This window comes from Geomonas paludis, from assembly GCF_014193585.1.
Lineage (GTDB): Bacteria > Desulfobacterota > Desulfuromonadia > Geobacterales > Geobacteraceae > Geomonas > Geomonas paludis.
The window spans coordinates 1-19,277 of record NZ_BLXY01000015.1 but is presented as its reverse complement, the minus strand read 5'-3'; the positions used below and the strand labels follow the sequence as shown (position 1 = coordinate 19,277).

Here is a 19,277-nt window from a genome sequence, read left to right as displayed (position 1 = left end):
CCGGCGCGGAGCCTTACCGCGCACCGCCGACGGTGATGGCGGGGATGAGGAGCGTCGGCTGCGCGTCGGAGACCGGCACGCCCTGGCCGTCCTTGCCGCAGGTGCCGATGCCGAAACCGAGGTCGTTGCCCACCATGGCGATCCGGCGCAGCACCTCGGGGCCGTTCCCCGCCAGGGTCGCTCCCCGGACCGGTTCGCCCACCACGCCGTTCTCGATCAGGTATCCCTCGGTCACCTCGAAGACGAAGTCCCCGTTCACCGTGTTCACCTGTCCCCCGCCCATGCGCTTCACGAACAGGCCATTGGCCACGCTCTTGACAATCTCCGCCGGATCGCTCTGGCCCGGCGCGATCAAGGTGTTGGTCATGCGCACGATGGGGCGGTTGCGGTAGGACTCGCGCCTTCCGTTGCCGGTGGAGGCGCAGTTATCCTTCAGGGCCGAGAGCCGGTCGTACAGGTATCCCTTGAGAATGCCGTTTTCCACCAGCACCGTTTTCCGGGCCGGCGTCCCCTCGCTGTCGAAGCCGAAGGAGCCGCGCGCGTAAGGGATGGTGGCGTCATCGATGACCGTGATCAGTTCCGAGGCGACCTGCTCCCCGATCCTCCCCCGATACACCGAACTCCCCGCCTGCACCAGGTCCGCCTCCAGACCGTGGCCGATGGCCTCGTGCACCATGGTCCCCCCCGCCTCGCTGGAAAGCACCACCGGGAACTGCCCCGCCGGAGATTTCCGCGCACCCAGCATCATCACGCCGCGCGCCGCAGCCCTGAGCGCCAGTTCCTCGACCGGGCAATCGTCGAAGAGCTCGAAGCCGCGGGCGGCTCCCACGGGTTCGTACCCGGTCTGGGTCACGGTGCCGTCCTGCGCCACCACCTGGGTGAGGAAGACGGTCGAGCAGGAGCTCTCCTCGTGGAACTCTCCCAGCGAGTTCACGCTCTGGGTCTTGACCCGGGTATCACGGTACACCGCCAGCACCTGTCTGATGCGCGGGTCGTAGCCGCGCGCGGCGCGGTCTGCCCGCCCTACCAGCGCGACCTTGTGCGCCAGCTCCACCTGGTCCGGCGGGATCGCCACCGCATATCCCTGCGCCGACTTGCGTACGCAAAGATTGAAATCGGGGTGGGGGACGCCGCTGCGCACGCCTCGGCTCACCGTTTCGGCCAACTGCAGCAGGGAGTCCTGGCTCAGCTGGTTGGTGTAGGCATAGGCGGTCGAGAAGCCGGAGATGACGCGGATGCCGATGCCGCGGTCCGCCGCCGACAGCACCCGCTCCACCTTGCCGTCCTCGCAGGTAACCGAGGTGTAGGCGCCGTCCTCGTAGTAGATGTCGGCGAACTCGCCCCCTGCGGCCAGGGCGCGCTTCAGGATCGCCTTGGCGTCTACGCTTTCGAGCACGGTTCACCTGCCTCGGTCACCTCGGTGACCTGTATCTCCTGTCCCAGCGCCTGCATCATCGAGTCCACCTGGTCGGCGAAGCATACCGGGTAGTTGACCCGGACGATGCCCCGCTTGCCGTCCATGGTGCTCATCATGGTCAGCCCCTCGTGGGCCTCCAGGATGTACTTCATGTACACGATGTCGCGATTGGCCAGCTGGTAGTAGCGGTTTGCGGTTTCCATCATTCCTCCCTCGGGCATTGCGGCCCGGTTTCCGTTCATACCATTTGGAACTTCAAAAGACAAATTTTCTTTCCCCTTGGTTGCCTATGCGCCACCGTCTGATATTTTTCTAAGACATGAAATTAATCCATTCTAATAAATTGACTGAGTGGCCCAAGCCCCTGATCCGACTGTTTGCGCAGCTTTGCTGCGTTTTGTTTTTCTCGTTCTTCATGGGAAATGAGGCCTGCGCCGCGTGCCGTCCCGACCTCATGGTCCGGCTTGCCAGCGAAACCGATGCCGCCTACCTGGGGGAGGGGATCTACGAGAGCACGGCGGTGGTGCAGACCCGGTCCCAGCCCGCCTATCCTGGGCTTCCGGCCCAGTTCCGGGTGCTCCTGAAGAACGCCGGAGACCAGCCCGACCGCTTCCTGCTTACCGGCCCGGGCAGCGGCAGCGCGGTCACGGTCAGCTACCTCGATGGCGCCGGCGCAGACCGGTCCGCCGCCTTGTCCGGTGCCGGCTATCTCACCGCCGCGCTGGCTCCGGGAGAGTCGCTGGTTTTATTGGTGCGGGTGAGCCCGATCGCCTTCACCCTCGGGGCCAGCTACCGGGTAGCCGTGACGGCGCTCTCCATCGGGGACCCGCAGGCCGTGGACCAGGCGAAGACTGAGACGGTGGCATGTGTCCAGACCCCGGCGGTCACCATCTCGGCCCCTCCGGACGGCTCCGGCGCCCCCGGCACCCTGGTCAACTACCCGTACACGGTAACCAACGTCGGCAACGGCGACAATGCCTTCGCCCTCTCCGTCACCATGGGGAGCGGCTGGCGGGGGGAGCTCTTTGCCGACGACGGCGCCGGGGGGGGGATCGACGGCGACGGCATACGACAGCCCGGTGAGACCAACGCCTGCCTGGGGACGGGATCCCTGGCGCCGGGATCGTCCTACCGCTTCTTCCTTGCCGTCACCGTTCCGGATACAGGCGCCGACGGGGCCCGCGGGGAATCGCTGCTCGCGGCGTCGGGTAACGGCGCCAGCGGTACCGACCAGGTCAACACCACTGCCGTCGCCCCCGTGGTGGTGCTGAGCGAGGGGGTACGAAACCTCACCAGGGGGGGGATTTTCGCGGCCAGCGCCGATGCCGTGCCCGGAGACCTGTTGCAGTACCGCATGGCCGTCACCAACGGCGGATCGGTCCCGGCCACCGCGGTTACCATCGATAGCCCCATTCCCGCCGGACTTTCCGTGGCGCCGGATTCGCTGCTGTTGTCCCTGGCCTCGACCGGGGAGGGGGCACCCTGTGCAGCAGCGGAATGCGGCCTAGCCAGGATCGCGGAGGGAAGCGTCGTCGCGCAGCTCGGCACCGGGGCCACGGCCAGCACCGGCGGCGCCCTGCCACCTGGCAAGACCATCTATCTCTTTTTCAAGGCGCAGGTTCAATGATGCACACAGATTAGGGACCATCTTGCGCTAGTCCCTCTCCCTCTGGGAGAGGGTGCCCAACGGGCGGGTGAGGGCTCTGCCGGCTCAGATAATCTCGGGGCTCGTCCGGGCAACGCCCTCACCCTAGCCCTCTCCCAGAGGGAGAGGGGATGTAGAAGCATTTGGCGGAAGATCATGCCTAAAAGCTAATGCAATGATCGGGGAAAGTCATGACGGTCCCGGGATGGCGCAAGATGGGAGGGAAACTGGTCCGGGCATGCCTCCTTGGGGTGGCGCTCACGCTCGCCCTCCCCGGTGCTGCGCTCAGCCTCACCCCGTCCGGGACCGTGATCAGCCACGACTTCTCGGTCCGATTCGCGATGCCCGCCCTGCGCCAGGCCCGCTCCAACCAGACCCAGATCGCCATCAAAGATCTCGCCGACCCGGCGTTGGTCCCTCCCCGGACCACGTCCGCCAAGGCCGGTGTCCCGGTGGACTTCCAGCACACCCTCACCAACAAGGGAAACACTGCCGACAGTTTCCAGCTGAAAGCGGTGGTGGCGCAGGGAGTGCCCGACACCGGCCCCGCGCCCACCTGGCGTTTCTACCTGGCCGACGGCGTGACGCCGGTGCCCACTACCCCGGAGGGGGTGCAGGTCGTCGGACCGATTCCCGCGGGCGGTTCCGTAGACCTGGTGCTGAGGGCGGTTGCTCCGGTCGGGAGCGAGGGGAAGGTGGCTAACATCGTCGCTTCGGCAACGTCGGTGCTGGTCCCGGCCAGGAGCAGCAGCGTCAACGACCAGTTGCTGGTCCCCGTTCCCGGCAGCGTCGCCGTGTTGAAGACGGTGAGCCCGGGGGGGGCGGTGCTGCCGGGGGCGGTGCTCTCCTACGGCCTCTCCCTGATCAACGGCGACGCCTCGCCCGTGTCCGGTGTGCTGGTGGTGGATCCCCTGGATGAGCTCCTCGAGTACCAGCCGGGGAGCGCGACGCTCCCCGAGGGGGTGGCCGGCACGGTCAGCTATGATGCAGGGAGCAGGTCGTTGCGTTTCGAGATCCCGGTGCTTCCCGCAGGTTTCCGCGGTGAAGCCACCTTTCGTGCCGCGGTGCGCAAGGATGCCCCCGGCAATGCCCCCATCGTCAACACCGCCGGCATCACCAGCAGCCTGAACGGCGCGCCCATTCTCAGCAACAGCACCTTCAACACCGTGCTGGCCCGCGCCCTCCTGGTCACCAAGCAGGCGGGCAGTACCGTGGCCGAGGCGGGGGACATCGTGGCCTATACCGTGCGGGTAGAGAACGTCGGCGCGGCGCTTATGGAGCACGTCACGGTCGAGGACCGCATCCCCAGGGGATTCCGCTACCTCAAGGGATCGAGCCACGTGGACGGCTTTGCCGTCGCCGACCCGCGGGGCGCTTCGCAGCTGCTGAGTTGGGACGTGGGAAGCATGGCGCCGGGCGCGGTGAAGGTGCTCTCCTACCGGCTGGTGCTGTCGCCAGAAGTACCCGTCGGTACCAGCGTCAACTGGGCCCGGGCCTCCGGCGTCACCGGGAGCGGGAGCAGCAGTATTTCCCCCCCGGCCTCTGCGGCGGTTAAGGTGCGTCCCTCCATTCTGGGGGACAAGGCGGTCATCATGGGCAGGATCTTCCGGGACGGCAACGGCAACGGCGTGCCCGACCCCGGCGAGCCGGGCGAGCCCGGGGTGAGAATCTACCTGGAGGACGGCTCCTTCGTGTTCAGCGACGGTGAGGGAAAGTACAGCTTCACCGGGGTCGCTGCCGGCGACCACGTGCTGAAGATAGACCGCGGCACCCTCGACCCCGCGCTGCGCTCGCTGCCGTACAACACCGCCTTTGCCGGGGTGGGGTGGTCGCAGTTCGTCACCGTCCCCTTCGGCGGCCCCGCGCGCGGCGACTTCGCCCTGGTGCCTGCAATGGACGCCCTTTCACCCCCTGCCGCCGCTGCGGTCGGGGCAGCTCCCCCGACCCCGGTCTCACCGGCGCCCCCCCTGGCGCCCATGTCTTCGCGCTCTCCCATGAGCCCCGCTCCTTCGGACGACTGGCTCCTGGTCGGCCTGGGGAGTGTCATCGTGGGAGTGAAGGCCGGCGGCGACGCCGGCATCTTCGACGACGAACGGCTTGCCTTCTACACCCGTGGCCCCCTGTTGGGCGATTACCGCTTTACCGCCGCCTACGACTCGGACAAGGAGCGCCGCGACGGGGTGTTCCAGACCATCGACCCGGAGAAGTATTACCCCGTCTACGGCGACGCCACCGACATCGGCTACGACGCGGAGTCCCGGGGGAAACTCTTCCTCAAGGTCGAATCGGGCCGCTCCTACCTCATGGCCGGCGACTACCGTACCGACCTCTCCGAGAACGAGTTCTCCCGCTATGACCGCGCCCTGAACGGGGTCAAGCTGGAAGTGAACCGGGACAACCTCACCGTGAAGGGGTTCGAAAGCCGCACCGAGGAGACCATCATCCGGGACGAGATCGCGGGCAACGGCACCTCCGGCCATTACCTGCTGTCGCGCAGGCCGGTGTTCGAGAACAGCGAGCGGGTCCGCATCGAGGTGCGCGACCGCTACCACTCGGAACGGGTCATCTCCATCACCGAAAAGGTCCGCTACGCCGACTACTCCATCGATTACCTCTCCGGCACCATCCTGTTCAAGGAGCCGGTCCCGTCGCTGGACCAGTTCCTGAACCCGGTCACCATCGTGGTCACCTACCAGGCCCAGGGGGGCGGCGACAAGCGCTACCTCTACGGCGGACGCGCCCAGCTCCGCAGCGACCAGGGCGCGTACCTCGGCGCAACCGCCGTGGTCGAGGAGCACGCCGGCAAGGACACCTCGCTGTACGGCCTCGATGCGGGGTGGCGCCTGGGCAAGTGGCTCACCGTGAAAGGCGAAGGGGCGGTCAGCGAGAGCCTGGAGAAGGGGAGGGGGAGTGCCTGGAAGACCGACCTCACCCTGCGCCCGCTGGACCCGGTCTCCCTCGGGCTCTACTACCGCAAGGTGGACGCCGACTTCTTCAACCCCTCCATGAGCGGCAACGAGACCGGCACCGAGAAGTACGGCGGCCGGCTCGACTACCGCGCCCCGCTGAGCACCCTGGTCTTCGCGGAGAGTTTCGTGCAGCGCGACGAGATCGCGCGGCGCAGGCTGATCGGCAATCAACTGGGGGTGGCCCGCAAATTCACCCTGCTGGACGCGGAGGCGGGCGTGAAGCTTTTGAGCGAGGAGAAGGAGGGAAGAAGCGGCGACTCCGACCTCGTCTACGGCGGGGTGAAAGGAAGCCTCACCCAGCGACTTGACGCCACGCTGCACCGCGAACAGCTGCTCTCCTCCTCGAGCATCGCGGAGTACCAGTCCAAGACCTTCTTGAAGCTCGACTACCGCCTGAGCGACCGGACCAGGGCCTTTCTCACCGAGGAATACCAGGAGGGGTCGCCGCTGATCCGGCACGCCACCCTGTTCGGGCTGGAGAGCAGGCTTTCCGAGCGGATGCGCCTCACCACCGGCTACAGCCTTTCCAGCGGCGTCCTCGGCAACACTGGGCAGAGCAACATCGACCTGCACAGCAAGCTGGTGGAGCAGGACGGCTTCAGCCTGGCATCGCGCACCGGCTACCAGTTGGAAAATTCCCTGTCCGGGGAGCGCGGGCAGGCGGTCCTGGGACTGAACAGCCGCTACCGCGTGGCACAGGGGCTCTTCGTCAACTCCAGTTTTGAGCGGGTGCAGACGGTGCAGGGGAACAGCGGTACCCGGACTGCTTTCACCCTGGCGGGCGAGTACCTGCGCCCCCAGGACCTGAAAGTGACCGGCCGCTACGAAGTCCGCACCGGGCCCGGCGAGACGGCATCGCTCTACGGCGCCCATGCCGCCTACCGGTTGAGTCCCTCGTTCACGCTGTTGGGCAAGGCCTCCTTCTGGGACCGCGACACCGATGCCGGCAACGACGTCACCGTGGACAGCTACGTTGGGGGCGCCTTCCGCCCCCTGGCCGGCAACCCGCTCCAGCTCCTCTCCCTGGTGCGCTACAAGGTGGAGAAGCGCGGCACCCTGGCCGGCGGACCTGACCTGCGCAGCGTGATCGTCTCGGCGGAGCCGACCTACCGCCTGGTGAGCCGCTGGACGGCACAGGGGAAGTACGCCGGGAAACTGAGCTGGTCCGCAGGGACCGAAGGGCGCTGGAACAGCTACACGGACCTGGTCCTGGCCGGCATTTCCTATGACCTGGCCGAGCGCTGGGAGCTCTCCGCCTACCTGAAACTCACCAACCAGTACGATGCCGGCATGCACGCGCTGGGCGCGGTGGGAAGCGCGGGTTACCGGGTCTACCGCAACGTCGTCCTCTCCGCCGGCTACAACTACGCCCGGCTCGACGACCGCGACCTCACCGGCGAGACCTACCAGGGGCAGGGCCCCTTCCTGGGCATCAAGGTGAAGTTCGACGAAGACATGTTCGCATCCGCGGACGCTAGGGTGCTGCCGCTGCCCGACCCGCCCCCGGCGCCGGTGGCAGCGCCCCCGCCCGCGCCGGACCCGGAGCCGGTCCCGGCGGTGCTGGTGACCCTGGAGCGCGTCGACGAACCGCTGCTCTTATCCGGCAGCGCCGAACTCTTCACCCTGCTGGTGAACGGCGAATCGGCCCGGCTCCCCTCCACCGCGGTCACCCTGTCCAGGGAACGGCTCGCCTCACTGGACCTGAAGGGGGGACGCTTCGCCACCCCGCTGCGGCTTCTGGCCAGCGTCGACGACCCGGACCAGATCCGTTCCTGGAGCATCGTGTTCATGAACCGCGCCGGAGAGGAGATCCGGAAGATCGGCGGCAAGGGCGCACCCCCCAAGCGCATCGACTGGGAGGGGAAGACCGACCGGAGCCGGGTGGAACAGGGGGAGATCTACCAGTGCCAGCTCCAGGTCACCTACCTGGACGGTTCCGTGTTCCGCACCGGGCGCGAACTCTTCGGCGTCAACCGGCGCGAGGCCGTGCTTTTGACCCTGGCCGGCGGCGCCTTCGTTTTCGACAAGTCCGCCCTGACCACCGAGGCGAAGCGCCTCCTGAGCGGGGCGGCGCGGGTGCTGCGGGAGCACCCCGACGAGAAGGTCATCGTCGAGGGGCACACCGACGGTATCGGCCGCGTGGAGTACAACATGGCCCTCTCCAAGAGACGCTGCGACGCGGCCGCGGATTACCTGGTGCGGTCGGAAGGGATCGCCCCGGCGCGGCTGCTGCGGCGCTGGTACGGCAAGACCAGGCCGGTCGCCGACAACGTCACCACTCCGGGCCGGCGGCTGAACCGCCGCGTGGAACTGAAAGGGGACTACGAGCAGCTGCGGCCAACCGGCCCCGACGACAGGTACCGCACCCGTCCCTTCGTTAACATCAACGGGCGCGACATCCCCGTCGACCCCCTGGGGCGCTACGAGTCCTCCCTCCCCGGCGAGACCAGCCGCCTCAAGGTCGAGATGGGGGATTCCCGCGGCCGGTTCCTTGCCACCGAGTTGCCGCTGCCGGAGCTGACCGTGGCGCAGCCGGCCGGTTCCGTCGTGGTCCGCTACGGCGCCGCCGCCTCCGGCGTCAGCGTTTCGCCGGACGGCGCCATCGTGTGCCGGGTCTCCGGTTCTGCCGGGGAAGGGGAGCGGCTGGAGCTTGACGGCCGCGAGGTCCCGCTGAGCTCCCTGGGGACCTTCGCCCTCGACTTCCCGCTGGGAAGCGGCGACCGGGTGCTGGGCATGGTGATCAGAAACGGCGTCGGCTGTTCCAAACTCCTGAACCTGCGGCTGCGGTCCGAAAAACAGCTGGTCCAGCCGGACGTGGTGCAGCCATGACGGCCCGGGAGCGTTTGCGCAAATGGGCCGGCGTGGCCGCCGAGACGGCACTCTCCCTCTTGCTCGTCCTGGTGCTCTTCTGGCTCTTCATCCTGTTCCTGTTCGCGGTGTTCCCGTCCGGGACCCCCTTGAAGGAGCTGGTCTCGGAGTCGGGCGAAGCGTCGCCGCTTGCGCGCAGCGGCGTGAAACGCCCCGAGGCCGCCCTGCAGTCCCTGGTGCGGGACGTGCGCTGCCGGCGCGGCGATTCCGTCGCCTGGGGGGACGCCAGCGAGGGGATGCTGCTGTATAACCGCGACGCCATCCAGACCTTCGACCGCTCCGGCGCCACCATCTCCTTTGCCCCGGGGGACGCGCTGGCCATGGGGAGCAATTCCATGGTGGTGGTGACCCGCCTCAACGAGACGCTGGAGGGGGGACCGAAGTCGTACCGGGTACACGTGGAAGGCGAGCTGCGGGGGAGTTTTTCGGCAGAGAAGCGGGTGCGCCTGGAGGTCGCCACCGTCGGTCACCTGGCCCGGGTCGTGCCGGGACGCTCACGCTTCACCTTCACCCCGCTGGGGGACAACGCCTCCAGTCTCACCGTCCATGCCGGGGAGGTGCGGGTCCAGGGAGAGGACGGGGTGATCAGGGTCCCGGCCCGCTTCGGGGTGACGCTCAGGCGCGGAGTGCCGGTGGGGCCGGCGCTCCCCATGCCGGGCTCCCCCAAGCTGAAGAACGAGAACCTGCTCTACCGTTACCGCCAGCTCCCCCCCAGGGTCCGTTTCAACTGGACCGGCGGCGAAGGGGTCTATCACTTCCAGCTCTCCGACGAGCCGCGTTTCAGGAAGGTGCTGCTGGACAGCAGGGTCAGCGGCACGGAGTTCGCCGCCGGGCTGCTCGACGCCGGGAGCTACTACTGGCGGGTGAGCCGCATCGAGGACGGCAGGGAGGGCCCCTTCAGCCGCACCGGGCGCTGCCGGCTGCAGCAGCTGTTGGACCCGCCCCGGCTCCTGGTGGAGTTTCCGCCCTCCACCGTCGGCATTGGAAGCTTCCGCCTCACCGGCAGGTGCCAGCCCGGCTCCACGGTCTACGTGAACGGTACGGCGGGGAGCATGGGCGACGACGGCAGCTTCAGCCACGAGATCGAGCTCAAGTCCGGCGTCAACCTGATCAGGGTCGAGGCGGTGGACCAGGCCGGCAACGCCAGCTACGCCTCGCGCGTCGTGTACGGTAAAGAATAGGGGAGGCCATACATGCAAAGCAGACTGAAATTCCCGCTCCGGTTCAAGATGCTCCTCTCCCAGCTGCTGGTGGTCTCGGTGGTGCTGAGCCTGATCACCTTCACCATGGCCAACCTGTTCCAGGCCGACAAGACCGCCTACATCCACGACCTCACCTCGACCATGGTGCTGCACACCGCCGAGGAGGCGAACACGCTGGTGGCCGGCTACACCGAGAAACTGAAGCTTTTTTCCCGTCTCATGGGGGACCAGGAGATGGCAGGGCGCGAACAGGCGCTGCAGGGACTCTTCGAGGAGTTCGGCGAATTCATCATGGTGAGCCGCAGCGGCCCCGACGGCGAAGAGAACGTCTACGACCAGGAGGCGCTGGCAGGCGCCGGGGTGAGCGCCGAGCAGCTGTTGTCCTACCGCGAGAGCCACCCGGTCCCCGCACCCACACCCGGGGGAGCGCCACGGCTGCTCCTCTCCACGGTCACCCCCGGCCTCCCCACCCTGACCCTCTCCATAGCAGAGCCCGCCGCCAAGGGGGAGGAGCCGGTGGTGGCCTCGGGGGTGATCCGCCTGGACCGGCTGCAGCGGCTGGCGAGCCGTTCCCGGGTTTTCGACACCTTCCTGATCGATGCCTCCGGCAACTACCTGGCCCATGCCGACCGCCGCAGGATCGGGCAGGCCCCGCAGACCGGCTGGTGGGGCAAGGTCCGGGGCACCCCGCGCCTGAGCGGGCTGACCCTCGAGTACCAGGAGCGTGACCGCGCCATGGTGGGAGGCTTCTCCCGCACCGGGGTCGGCGGGATCACGGTCGGGGTGCAGATTCCCAAAAGCACCGCCTTTCTTACCTCCCGCGCGCTGCTGGTGGACCTTCTGGTGCTCTCCCTGGTCCTGCTGGGGGGCGCGGCGCTCCTGAGCCAGTTCTGGTCGCGCCGGCTCACCCGTCCCATCGAGAAGCTCTCGGAGGCGACCAGGATGGTCGGGCAGGGGCGTTTCGAGATCGAGGTGCCTGCGGTCTCCGGCGACGAGATCGGCGCCCTGGCCGGATCCTTCAACCGCATGGCCGTGGAACTGAAGCAGCGCGAACAGGCCCTGAAAGACCTCTACGGGCAGCTGGTTCAGTCCGAGAAGATGGCGGCTTTCGGGGCCCTCGGGGCGGGCATCGCCCACGAGGTGAAGAACCCGCTGGCGGGGATCCTCGGCATCACGCAGCTGTCGCTGCGCGGCGTCGAGAGCGGCCATCCGCTGGAGAAGAACCTGCACATCATCGAGAAGGAGACCAAGCGCTGCAAGACCATCATCGAGAACCTCTTGAAGTTCGCCCGGCAGGAACAGGTGGAGTTCGGCGAGGTGGACCTGGCCCAGGTGGTGGCGGATGCGCTGGCCATCGTGGACCACCAGCTGGGGATCAACAGCGTCAAGGTGGAGCAGGTGGTGGAGCCGGGGCTCCCCGCCTGCCGCGGCAACGCCAACCAGCTGCAGCAGGTGCTGATGAATTTGATGATCAACGCCCAGCAGGCGATGGGGGGGACGGCGGGAGTGGTGCGGCTGTCGGCGCGCCGGCTGGAAGAGGGGGGGCTGGAGCTTAGGGTCTCCGACAACGGTCCGGGCATCCCCAAGGAGGTCCAGGGCAAGATCTTCGACCCCTTCTTCACCACCAAGCCGGCGGGGCAGGGGACCGGGCTGGGGCTTTCGGTAAGCTACGGCATCGTCAAGGATCACGGCGGCGAGATCCGCCTGGAGAGCGAGGAGGGGGTGGGGACCACCTTCATCATCACCCTTCCCCCTCCCGCCGCCAATGCGGCCTAGAGGAGGACGGACATGGAACTGTTAGTCGTCGACGACGAAGAGACCTTGAGAAGCGTGGTGTCACAGGTGCTGTCCGCGGACGGGTTCACCGTATCGGAGGCTGCCAGCGGCGAGGAAGCCCTGGAGGCGTTTCGCGCCGGTTCGCACCAGCTGGTGATCACCGACATCAGGATGAGCGGCATGAGCGGCATCGAGCTTTTGAACGAGATCAAGAGCCACAACCCGGACACCCAGGTGGTGATCATGACCAGCCACGCCTCGCTGGACAGCGCGCTGACAGCGCTGCGTGCCGGCGCCTACGATTACCTGGTGAAGCCGTTCGAGAGCCTGGACCTGATCTCAGCGGTGGCGGGGCGGGCGGCGGAGAAGGCGCGCCTGGTGGCGCAGAACCGCGAACTCCTGGAACAGTTGACCCGGGCCAACCAGGAACTGCAGGAGGCGAACCAGGCGCTCAAGGAGATGGCGGTGCGCGACGGCCTTACCGCGCTGTACAACCACCGCTACTTCCAGGAGGCCTTCGCGCAGGAGGTGGCCCGCTCCAAACGTTTCGGCAAGCACTGCAGCCTGATCTTCTTCGACGTGGACAACTTCAAGCACTACAACGACACCCACGGGCACCCCGAGGGGGACCGGCTCCTGAAGGGGCTGGCCCAGATCGTCATGTCCCACTCCCGGGCCTGCGACATCGCCGCGCGCTACGGGGGGGAGGAGTTCGTGCTGCTCCTGCCGGAGACGGGTAAGGAAGGGGCGGTGACGGCGGCCGAGGAGATGCGGGCGCGGGTGGCGGAGCACCCGTTTGCGGGGAGGGAGACCCAGCCCCTGGGGCGGGTCACCGTGAGCGTGGGGGTGGCCTCGTTTCCGGAGGACGGCAGCGAGGCGCAGGCGCTTCTGGAATGTGCCGACCAGCTCCTGTACCGGGCCAAGAACAGCGGCAAGAACAGGGTCGAGGCGGGCGGGGCTACCCCGTCTTCTCCCGCCTGATCAGGTCGAACTCGCCGGCGCCAGTCACCCCGCAGAGGACCACGTGCTGGTTGGGGTGGGCCACGGTGAGCGGGACGCCGTCCAGGTCGGTCATGGCGGAGAGCGTGAAGCGGGTGAAATGGGCGCCCTGGCCGATCAGCTCGAGGACGTCCCCGGCCTGGAGCCGGTTGCGCACCGCGACCTGGACCCCTCCTTCCGTCTCCTTTTCCACCAGCGCCACGAACTCGAAGTTGCGCACGTAACAGGAGAGGTACTCGTGGTCCACGTCGCGCGGCTTGCCCAGGAGGAACCCGGTGGTGTAGCCGCGGTGGCTCACCTTGGCCAACTCTTCCAGCCACTCCGGTTTGAGCCGGTACCCCTGCGGGTCCTCCCAGTAGCGGTCCAGCGCCTCGCGGTAGATGCGGATCACGCTCGCCGCGTAGTAGATCCCCTTCATGCGCCCCTCGATCTTCAGGGAGTCGACGCCGCACTCCACCAGGGCGGGAAGCTGCTCGATCAGGCAGAGGTCCTTGGAGTTGAAGATGAAGGTGCCGCTTTCGTCTTCGTGGATGGGGAAGTACTCGCCGGGACGGGTCTCCTCGACGATGGAGTAGTTCCAGCGGCAGGGCTGGGTGCACTCCCCCTTGTTGGCGTCGCGCCCGGTCATGGCGGAGGAGAGCAGGCAGCGCCCGGAGTAGGAGATGCACATGGCACCGTGGATGAAGACTTCGAGCTCCATGTCGCAGCGCTGCGCCGTTTCCCGGATCGCGTCCAGGGACATCTCGCGCGCCAGGTTGACCCGTTTCACCCCCTGGGCCTGCCAGAAGCGGGCGGCGCGCCAGTTGGTGGTGTTGGCCTGGGTGGAGAGGTGGATGTCGCGTCCCGGGCAGCGTTCGGCGATAAGCGCCACCACGCCGGGATCGGCGGCGATGAAGGCGTCGAAGGGGATGTCGGCCACCTCGGCCAGGTAGCGCTCCAGGGCCGGCAGATCGTCGTTGTCGGCGAAGGCGTTCACGGTGAGATAGACCTTCACGTTGTGCCTGTGCGCGTAGGCCACCGCCTCGTCCAGTTCCAGGCGGGTGAAGTTGCCGGCCAGGTTCCTCAGGCCGAACGCCTTCCCCCCCAGGTAGACGGCGTCGGCGCCGTAGCGGATCGCCACCTTCAGCTTCTCCATGTTGCCCGCCGGGGCCAGCAGCTCCGGTTTCAACCGCGGCCGTGTCACCCGCTCGTCCTGTGTTGCCGTCATGCCCGCCTTCTCCAGCTCCATCCCGTTACCAGTCAAACCATGCTCCTTGTCGGCGCTTCACTGCCGGGCTGCCTTACCGCTTGCGCGGCGCACCCGGACACCGGACAACCTAGCATACACCGGGCTGCTAAGGGAACCCCCCAAAGGCGCTTTCCCCTTGACATTGATAGGCAAAAGGCTTTAATTATGTTAAATTTTTTCGGTACCAAGGGTTGCCGGGCCAAAAAAGCGGTCGGCTAAGCTCGCGGTTTCAGAGGCTTATACGGCACCCTTTTCGCGCTTTCCCATCAAAATGCGTCCCGAAAACTAATGAATGGTTCGCTGTCGATCCGGTTACCGATGTCATGAGCGCTGTATCACTTTGCACACCTCGCCGGGGGTAAGGGCGAGGAGGAGGGTGGGGCGACTGGTGCCCCTAAAGGAGCCTATGAAAAAACACCTCTGTCTGGCACTGCTCTTCCTGGGCCTGACCGCACCGTTTGCGGCGGCGCAGGAACAACCCACCATCTACACCATCGTCCCCGGCGACACCCTGTGGGGACTGTCGCAGCGCTTCCTGAAGGATCCCTACTACTGGCCCAACGTCTGGGCCAACAACCAGTCCGTCGGCAACCCCCATTTCATCTATCCGGGTCAGAAGGTGCGCATCTACTCCGACCGCATCGAGGTCGAGCAGGCGCCGGCCGCCCCGGCGCCCCAGGCGCCCGCCGCTCAGGAACTGCGCGAGGAGCCGCAAGCGGTGACCTTCTCGGTCAACGGCAGCGAAGGGTTCCTGATCGAGAACGGCATGAAGCCCTCCGGCAACGTCATCTCCCTGCACCAGAACCGGGAGATGGCCGGCACCGACGACATCGTCTACACCGACATCGGGCGCGCCCAGGGCGCCAACCCGGGCGACCGCTACCAGATCTTCAAGAAGATCGGCCCGGTCAGCCACCCGGTCACCAACGTGATCCTGGGGCAGCAGGTGATTCCGCTGGGTGAGCTGCAGCTCTCCGAACTGGAGGAGAAGGCCTCCAAGGCCATCGTCACCAAGTCCTTCCAGGAGATCAGCGCGGGCTCCTTCCTGCTCCCCTACCAGGAGCGCAAGCTGACCATCCCGCTCAAGTCCGCCGACCGCGACCTCACCGGCTACATCGTGCAGACCCAGACCGGGAACCAGGCCCTGGCGGTGAACGACGTGGTCTTCCTCGACCTGGGCAAGGCCCAGGGGATGCAGGCGGGCAACATGCTGTACATCGTGCGCGACGTGGTGCCCGACCAGCGCTACGCCAACGCCAAGATCGAGAAGCTTCCGGTGGAGGTGGTCGGCGCGCTGGTGGTGGTCGCTACCGGCATGAACAGCTCCACCGCCGTCATCGTGAAGAGCGTGGACACCGTGTACCGCGGCGACCGCGTGGAGATGAAAAAGAGCAGGTGACGCCAAAGGGGGTAACCCCATGGATCACTACTACTGGTTCGCGCTGAAGTCCGTGCCGCAGGTGGGTAACGTCACCTTCCTTCGGCTTTTGGCGCACTTCGGCTCCCCGCAGGCGGCGCTCGAGGCCTCCCCGGAGGAGCTGGCCGCGGTCAAGGGTGTCAGTGCAGCGGCCGCCCGGTCCATCGCCGGATACGACTGCCGCGCGCAGGCCGAGGCCGAATGCGAGCGGGTGCGGGCCGGCGGCGCGCAGGTGGTGGACATCCTATCGGGGCGTTACCCGCGCCTTTTGATGCAGATATCCGATCCGCCCCCGTTCTTCTACCTCATGGGGACGCTCGATGGGAGCGAGACCGCGGTGGCCATGGTCGGCTCCCGGCATGCCTCCCAGTACGGCCTGTGCACCGCGACCCGCCTCGGCAAGGAACTGGCCGGGCAGGGCGTCACGGTGGTTTCGGGCATGGCGCGCGGCATCGACACCGCCAGCCACTGGGGGTGCCTCAAGGCGGGAGGGCGCAGCATCGCCGTCCTTGGCTGCGGCGTCGACGTGATCTACCCGCCGGAAAACGACGCGCTGTACCGTGCCCTGTGCGAGCAGGGCGCGCTGATCAGCGAGTTCCCCATGGGGACCTCCCCCATGCCCGAGAACTTCCCCAGGCGCAACCGCATCATCAGCGCCCTGGCCAAGGGGGTGCTGGTGGTCGAGGCGGGGGAGGGGAGCGGATCTTTGATCACGGCGCAGTACGCGCTGGAGCAGGGACGCGAGGTCTTCGCCGTCCCGGGCAACGTCACCACGTCCGGCAGCCGCGGCGTCAACGGCCTCATCAAGCAGGGAGCCAAGCTGGTAGAGCGGGTGGAGGACATCCTCGAGGAGCTTGGCATCGTGCCGTTGGCGACCCACCCCCAGGAACAGCCCCCCTCCTTCCCGCTCACCCCGCAGGAGGCCGAGCTCTACGCCCTGCTTTGCCAGGGCGTGCTGCAGATCGACGATATCATCGTACAGAGCGCGTTGACAGCAGGCGAGGTTTCCGCTACCTTACTTCGCTTGGAAGTGAAAGGGATCATCATTCAGCTTCCCGGCAAGCGCTTTGCGGTCGTCTGAACCAATACCGTAACCAGGTGGACACATGTCTCAGAATCTCGTCATAGTCGAGTCTCCCGCCAAGGCGAAGACCATAGAAAAATTTCTCGGCCCCGATTACAAGGTGCTGGCGTCGTTCGGCCACGTGCGCGCGCTCCCCAGCAAGCAGGGGTCCGTGGACGTGGAGCACGATTTCGAGCCCAAGTACGCGGTGCTCCCGGAGAGCAAGAAACACATCGACGCCATCAAGAAAGAGATGAAGGGGATCTCCTCGCTGCTCCTGGCGACAGACCCCGACCGCGAGGGGGAGGCCATCTCGTGGCACCTCCTGGCGGCGCTCGGACTGGACGGCAAGAAGAAGATACCGTTCGACATCAAGCGCGTGGTGTTCCACGAGATCACCAAGGACGCCATCGTGCACGCGGTGCAAAACCCGCGCGGCATCTCCGGGCACCTGGTGGACGCGCAGCAGGCGCGCTCGATCCTGGACTACCTGGTCGGCTTCACCCTCTCCCCCTTTCTGTGGAAGAAGATCCGTTACGGCCTCTCCGCCGGGCGCGTGCAGTCGGTCGCACTGAGACTCATCTGCGAGCGCGAGAAGGAAATCCAGGCCTTCAAGGAGCAGGAGTACTGGACCATCGGCGCCAAGCTGGAGACCGCGAAGAAACAGGGGCTCACCGCGGCGCTGGTCGAGGCGGAAGGAAAGAAGCTCGCCAAGTTCGACATCCCCGACCGCGAGGCGGCGTTCCGGCTCTACGAGAAGCTCGGAGGCAAGGGGGAGTTCCCGAAGCAGGAAGGGGACGATGGCGCGACGCCGCTCGTGGTGAAGACGCCGGCAAACCCCGAGTACCGCGTCGACAAGGTCACCAAGAGCGAGCGGAAGCGTTCGCCGTCGCCGCCGTTCACCACCTCCACCCTGCAGCAGGAGGCGGCGCGCAAGCTGGGCTTCTCCGCCAAGAAGACCATGTCCACCGCGCAGAAACTCTACGAGGGTATCGACGTCGGCGAAGGTGCGGTCGGTCTCATCACCTACATGCGTACCGACTCCGTGGCGCTCTCCAACGTGGCGCTGGAGGACGCGCGGCAGCTGATCACCTCGCTCTACGGCAAGGAATACGCCCTGGAGAAGCCCCGCTTCTTCAAGAACAAGTCCAAGAACGCCCAGGAGGCGCACGAAGCGGTGCGCCCGACCTACATCTCCAAGACCCCGATCGAGGTGAAGAAGTTCCTCACCTCCGACCAGTTCAAGCTCTACGACCTGATCTGGAAGAGGACCGTCGCCTGCCAGATGGCCGAGGCGCTGCTGGACCAGACCTCGGTCGAGATCACCGCCGGCGAGGGCTTCCGTTTCCGCGTGGCCGGCACCGTGATTCGCTTTGCCGGTTTCATGAAGCTCTACATCGAGGGTGTCGACGACGAGGCCGAGGACAAGGAGAAGGAAGGGACGCTCCCGCCGATGGCCGAGGGTGACATCCTCAAGCTGCAGCAACTCCTCCCCGAGCGCCACTTCACCCAGCCGCCGCCGCGCTACACCGAGGCGACCCTGGTGAAGACCCTGGAGGAGTACGGCATCGGGCGCCCGTCCACCTACGCCTCGATCATGAACACCATCATCGAAAGGAAGTACGCGCGCCTGGACAAGAAGCGCTTCTTCCCCGAAGACGTCGGGATGGTGGTCTCCGACCTTTTGACCAACCACTTCAACCAGTACGTCGACTACAACTTCACCGCCAACCTCGAGGAACAGCTCGACATGGTGTCGCGCGGCGAGAAGCAGTGGCGGCCGCTGCTGCACGAGTTCTGGGGGCCGTTCATCAACCTCTTGAAGTTGAAGGAAGGGGAGGTGAGCAAGTCCGACCTGACCACCGAGGCTACCGACGAGGTCTGCCCCGAGTGCGGCAAGCCGCTGGTGGTGAAGCTCGGCAAGTTCGGCAAGTTCTTCGCCTGCACCGGCTATCCCGAGTGCCGCTACATCCGTCCCTTGGACAAGGAGACCGGCGAGGTGGTCGAGCCCGTGGTTTCCGAGGAAGTGTGCGACAAGTGCGGCAGCCACATGCTGATCAAGGAAGGGCGCTTCGGCAAGTATCTCGCCTGCTCCGCGTACCCCAACTGCAAGAACATCCAGCCGCTGGTGAAGCCAAAAGGGACCGGCATCACCTGCACCGCCTGCGGCAAGGGCGAGCTGATCGAGAAGAAGTCCCGCTTCGGCAAGCTGTTCTACTCCTGCAACCGTTACCCCGAGTGCAAGTTCGCGTTGTGGGATCTCCCGGTGCAGAAGCCCTGTCCCAAGTGCGGTAACCCGCTGTTGGTGAAGAAGGTGTACAAGCGCGAGGGCGAGTTCCTCAAGTGTCCCAAGGAAGGTTGCGACTACCAGAGCAACAAGGAGTAGGGGTGAGGGGACTGGCTCCGAAGGTGCCTGTCCCCTTAGCGCCAGTATCAGCAATGAGCGCGGGGTCTTCGGACCCCGCTTTGATTTTTGAAAGGCATTTATTTAACGCAAAGCCGCAAAGGCGCAAAGAGATGTCGGTTTGGTTTTCCCCTCTAGTCTTTTCGGATTTCTTTGCGGCTTTGCGTCTTGTATGTTTACGATCAAGCAGCTAGATTTTCTGTTCCGGGACATGGCAGTTTGTTCGCGTCTTGGGTTCGAGCCCGTCGCAAAGCGTAAAACGCCATGTCCTCTTCTTCACAGCCCGAAC

Annotated in this window: 11 protein-coding genes; 8 read left to right on the top strand and 3 right to left on the bottom strand. The window is 66.3% G+C overall.

What is annotated here, in order from left to right; translation table 11 throughout:
- Positions 1 to 13 precede the first annotated feature (13 nt).
- The gene (locus H7687_RS19525) at positions 14 to 1,396 is read right to left on the bottom strand and encodes a TldD/PmbA family protein (protein ID WP_183350540.1); all 1,383 of its coding nucleotides are present in this window, start codon (positions 1,394 to 1,396) and stop codon (positions 14 to 16) included.
- Positions 1,381 to 1,620, bottom strand: a complete 240-nt coding sequence (locus H7687_RS19520; protein WP_183350538.1) for a DUF4911 domain-containing protein — start codon at positions 1,618 to 1,620, stop codon at positions 1,381 to 1,383. The genes H7687_RS19525 and H7687_RS19520 overlap by 16 nt, the downstream gene beginning before the upstream one ends.
- A gap of 212 nt (positions 1,621 to 1,832) precedes the next feature.
- Between H7687_RS19520 and H7687_RS19515 the strand changes: the two genes are divergently transcribed.
- From H7687_RS19515 to H7687_RS19495, 5 genes are all read left to right on the top strand, one after another.
- Positions 1,833 to 3,044, top strand: a complete 1,212-nt coding sequence (locus tag H7687_RS19515) for a COG1470 family protein (RefSeq protein WP_246405019.1) — start codon at positions 1,833 to 1,835, stop codon at positions 3,042 to 3,044.
- 209 nt (positions 3,045 to 3,253) lie between these two features.
- Positions 3,254 to 8,860, top strand: a complete 5,607-nt coding sequence (locus tag H7687_RS19510; protein WP_246405018.1) for an OmpA family protein — start codon at positions 3,254 to 3,256, stop codon at positions 8,858 to 8,860.
- Positions 8,857 to 10,080, top strand: coding sequence for a hypothetical protein (locus H7687_RS19505; RefSeq protein ID WP_183350535.1), 1,224 nt, complete (start codon positions 8,857 to 8,859; stop codon positions 10,078 to 10,080). The genes H7687_RS19510 and H7687_RS19505 overlap by 4 nt, the downstream gene beginning before the upstream one ends.
- A gap of 12 nt (positions 10,081 to 10,092) precedes the next feature.
- Positions 10,093 to 11,877, top strand: a complete 1,785-nt coding sequence (locus H7687_RS19500; protein ID WP_183350533.1) for a sensor histidine kinase — start codon at positions 10,093 to 10,095, stop codon at positions 11,875 to 11,877.
- 12 nt (positions 11,878 to 11,889) lie between these two features.
- Positions 11,890 to 12,858 (top strand): GGDEF domain-containing response regulator, encoded by a 969-nt coding sequence (locus tag H7687_RS19495; protein WP_183350531.1) that lies wholly within the window; start codon positions 11,890 to 11,892, stop codon positions 12,856 to 12,858.
- Here the strand turns inward: H7687_RS19495 and H7687_RS19490 are convergent.
- Positions 12,836 to 14,083, bottom strand: a complete 1,248-nt coding sequence (locus tag H7687_RS19490; RefSeq protein ID WP_183350651.1) for a peptidase U32 family protein — start codon at positions 14,081 to 14,083, stop codon at positions 12,836 to 12,838. The genes H7687_RS19495 and H7687_RS19490 overlap by 23 nt on opposite strands.
- 427 nt (positions 14,084 to 14,510) lie before the next feature.
- Here H7687_RS19490 and H7687_RS19485 point away from each other — a divergent pair, with 427 nt between their 5' ends.
- The 3 genes from H7687_RS19485 to topA are packed head-to-tail and all read left to right on the top strand — an operon-like array spanning position 14,511 to position 18,970.
- Positions 14,511 to 15,503, top strand: a complete 993-nt coding sequence (locus H7687_RS19485; RefSeq protein ID WP_183350528.1) for a LysM peptidoglycan-binding domain-containing protein — start codon at positions 14,511 to 14,513, stop codon at positions 15,501 to 15,503.
- Between the two features lie 19 nt (positions 15,504 to 15,522).
- Positions 15,523 to 16,602 (top strand): DNA-processing protein DprA, encoded by a 1,080-nt coding sequence (gene dprA / locus H7687_RS19480; RefSeq protein WP_183350526.1) that lies wholly within the window; start codon positions 15,523 to 15,525, stop codon positions 16,600 to 16,602.
- Positions 16,603 to 16,627: 25 nt separating this feature from the next.
- Positions 16,628 to 18,970: a type I DNA topoisomerase gene (gene topA / locus H7687_RS19475; RefSeq protein ID WP_183350524.1), complete on the top strand. Its 2,343-nt coding sequence runs from the start codon at positions 16,628 to 16,630 to the stop codon at positions 18,968 to 18,970.
- The last annotated feature ends 307 nt before the right edge of the window (positions 18,971 to 19,277 follow it).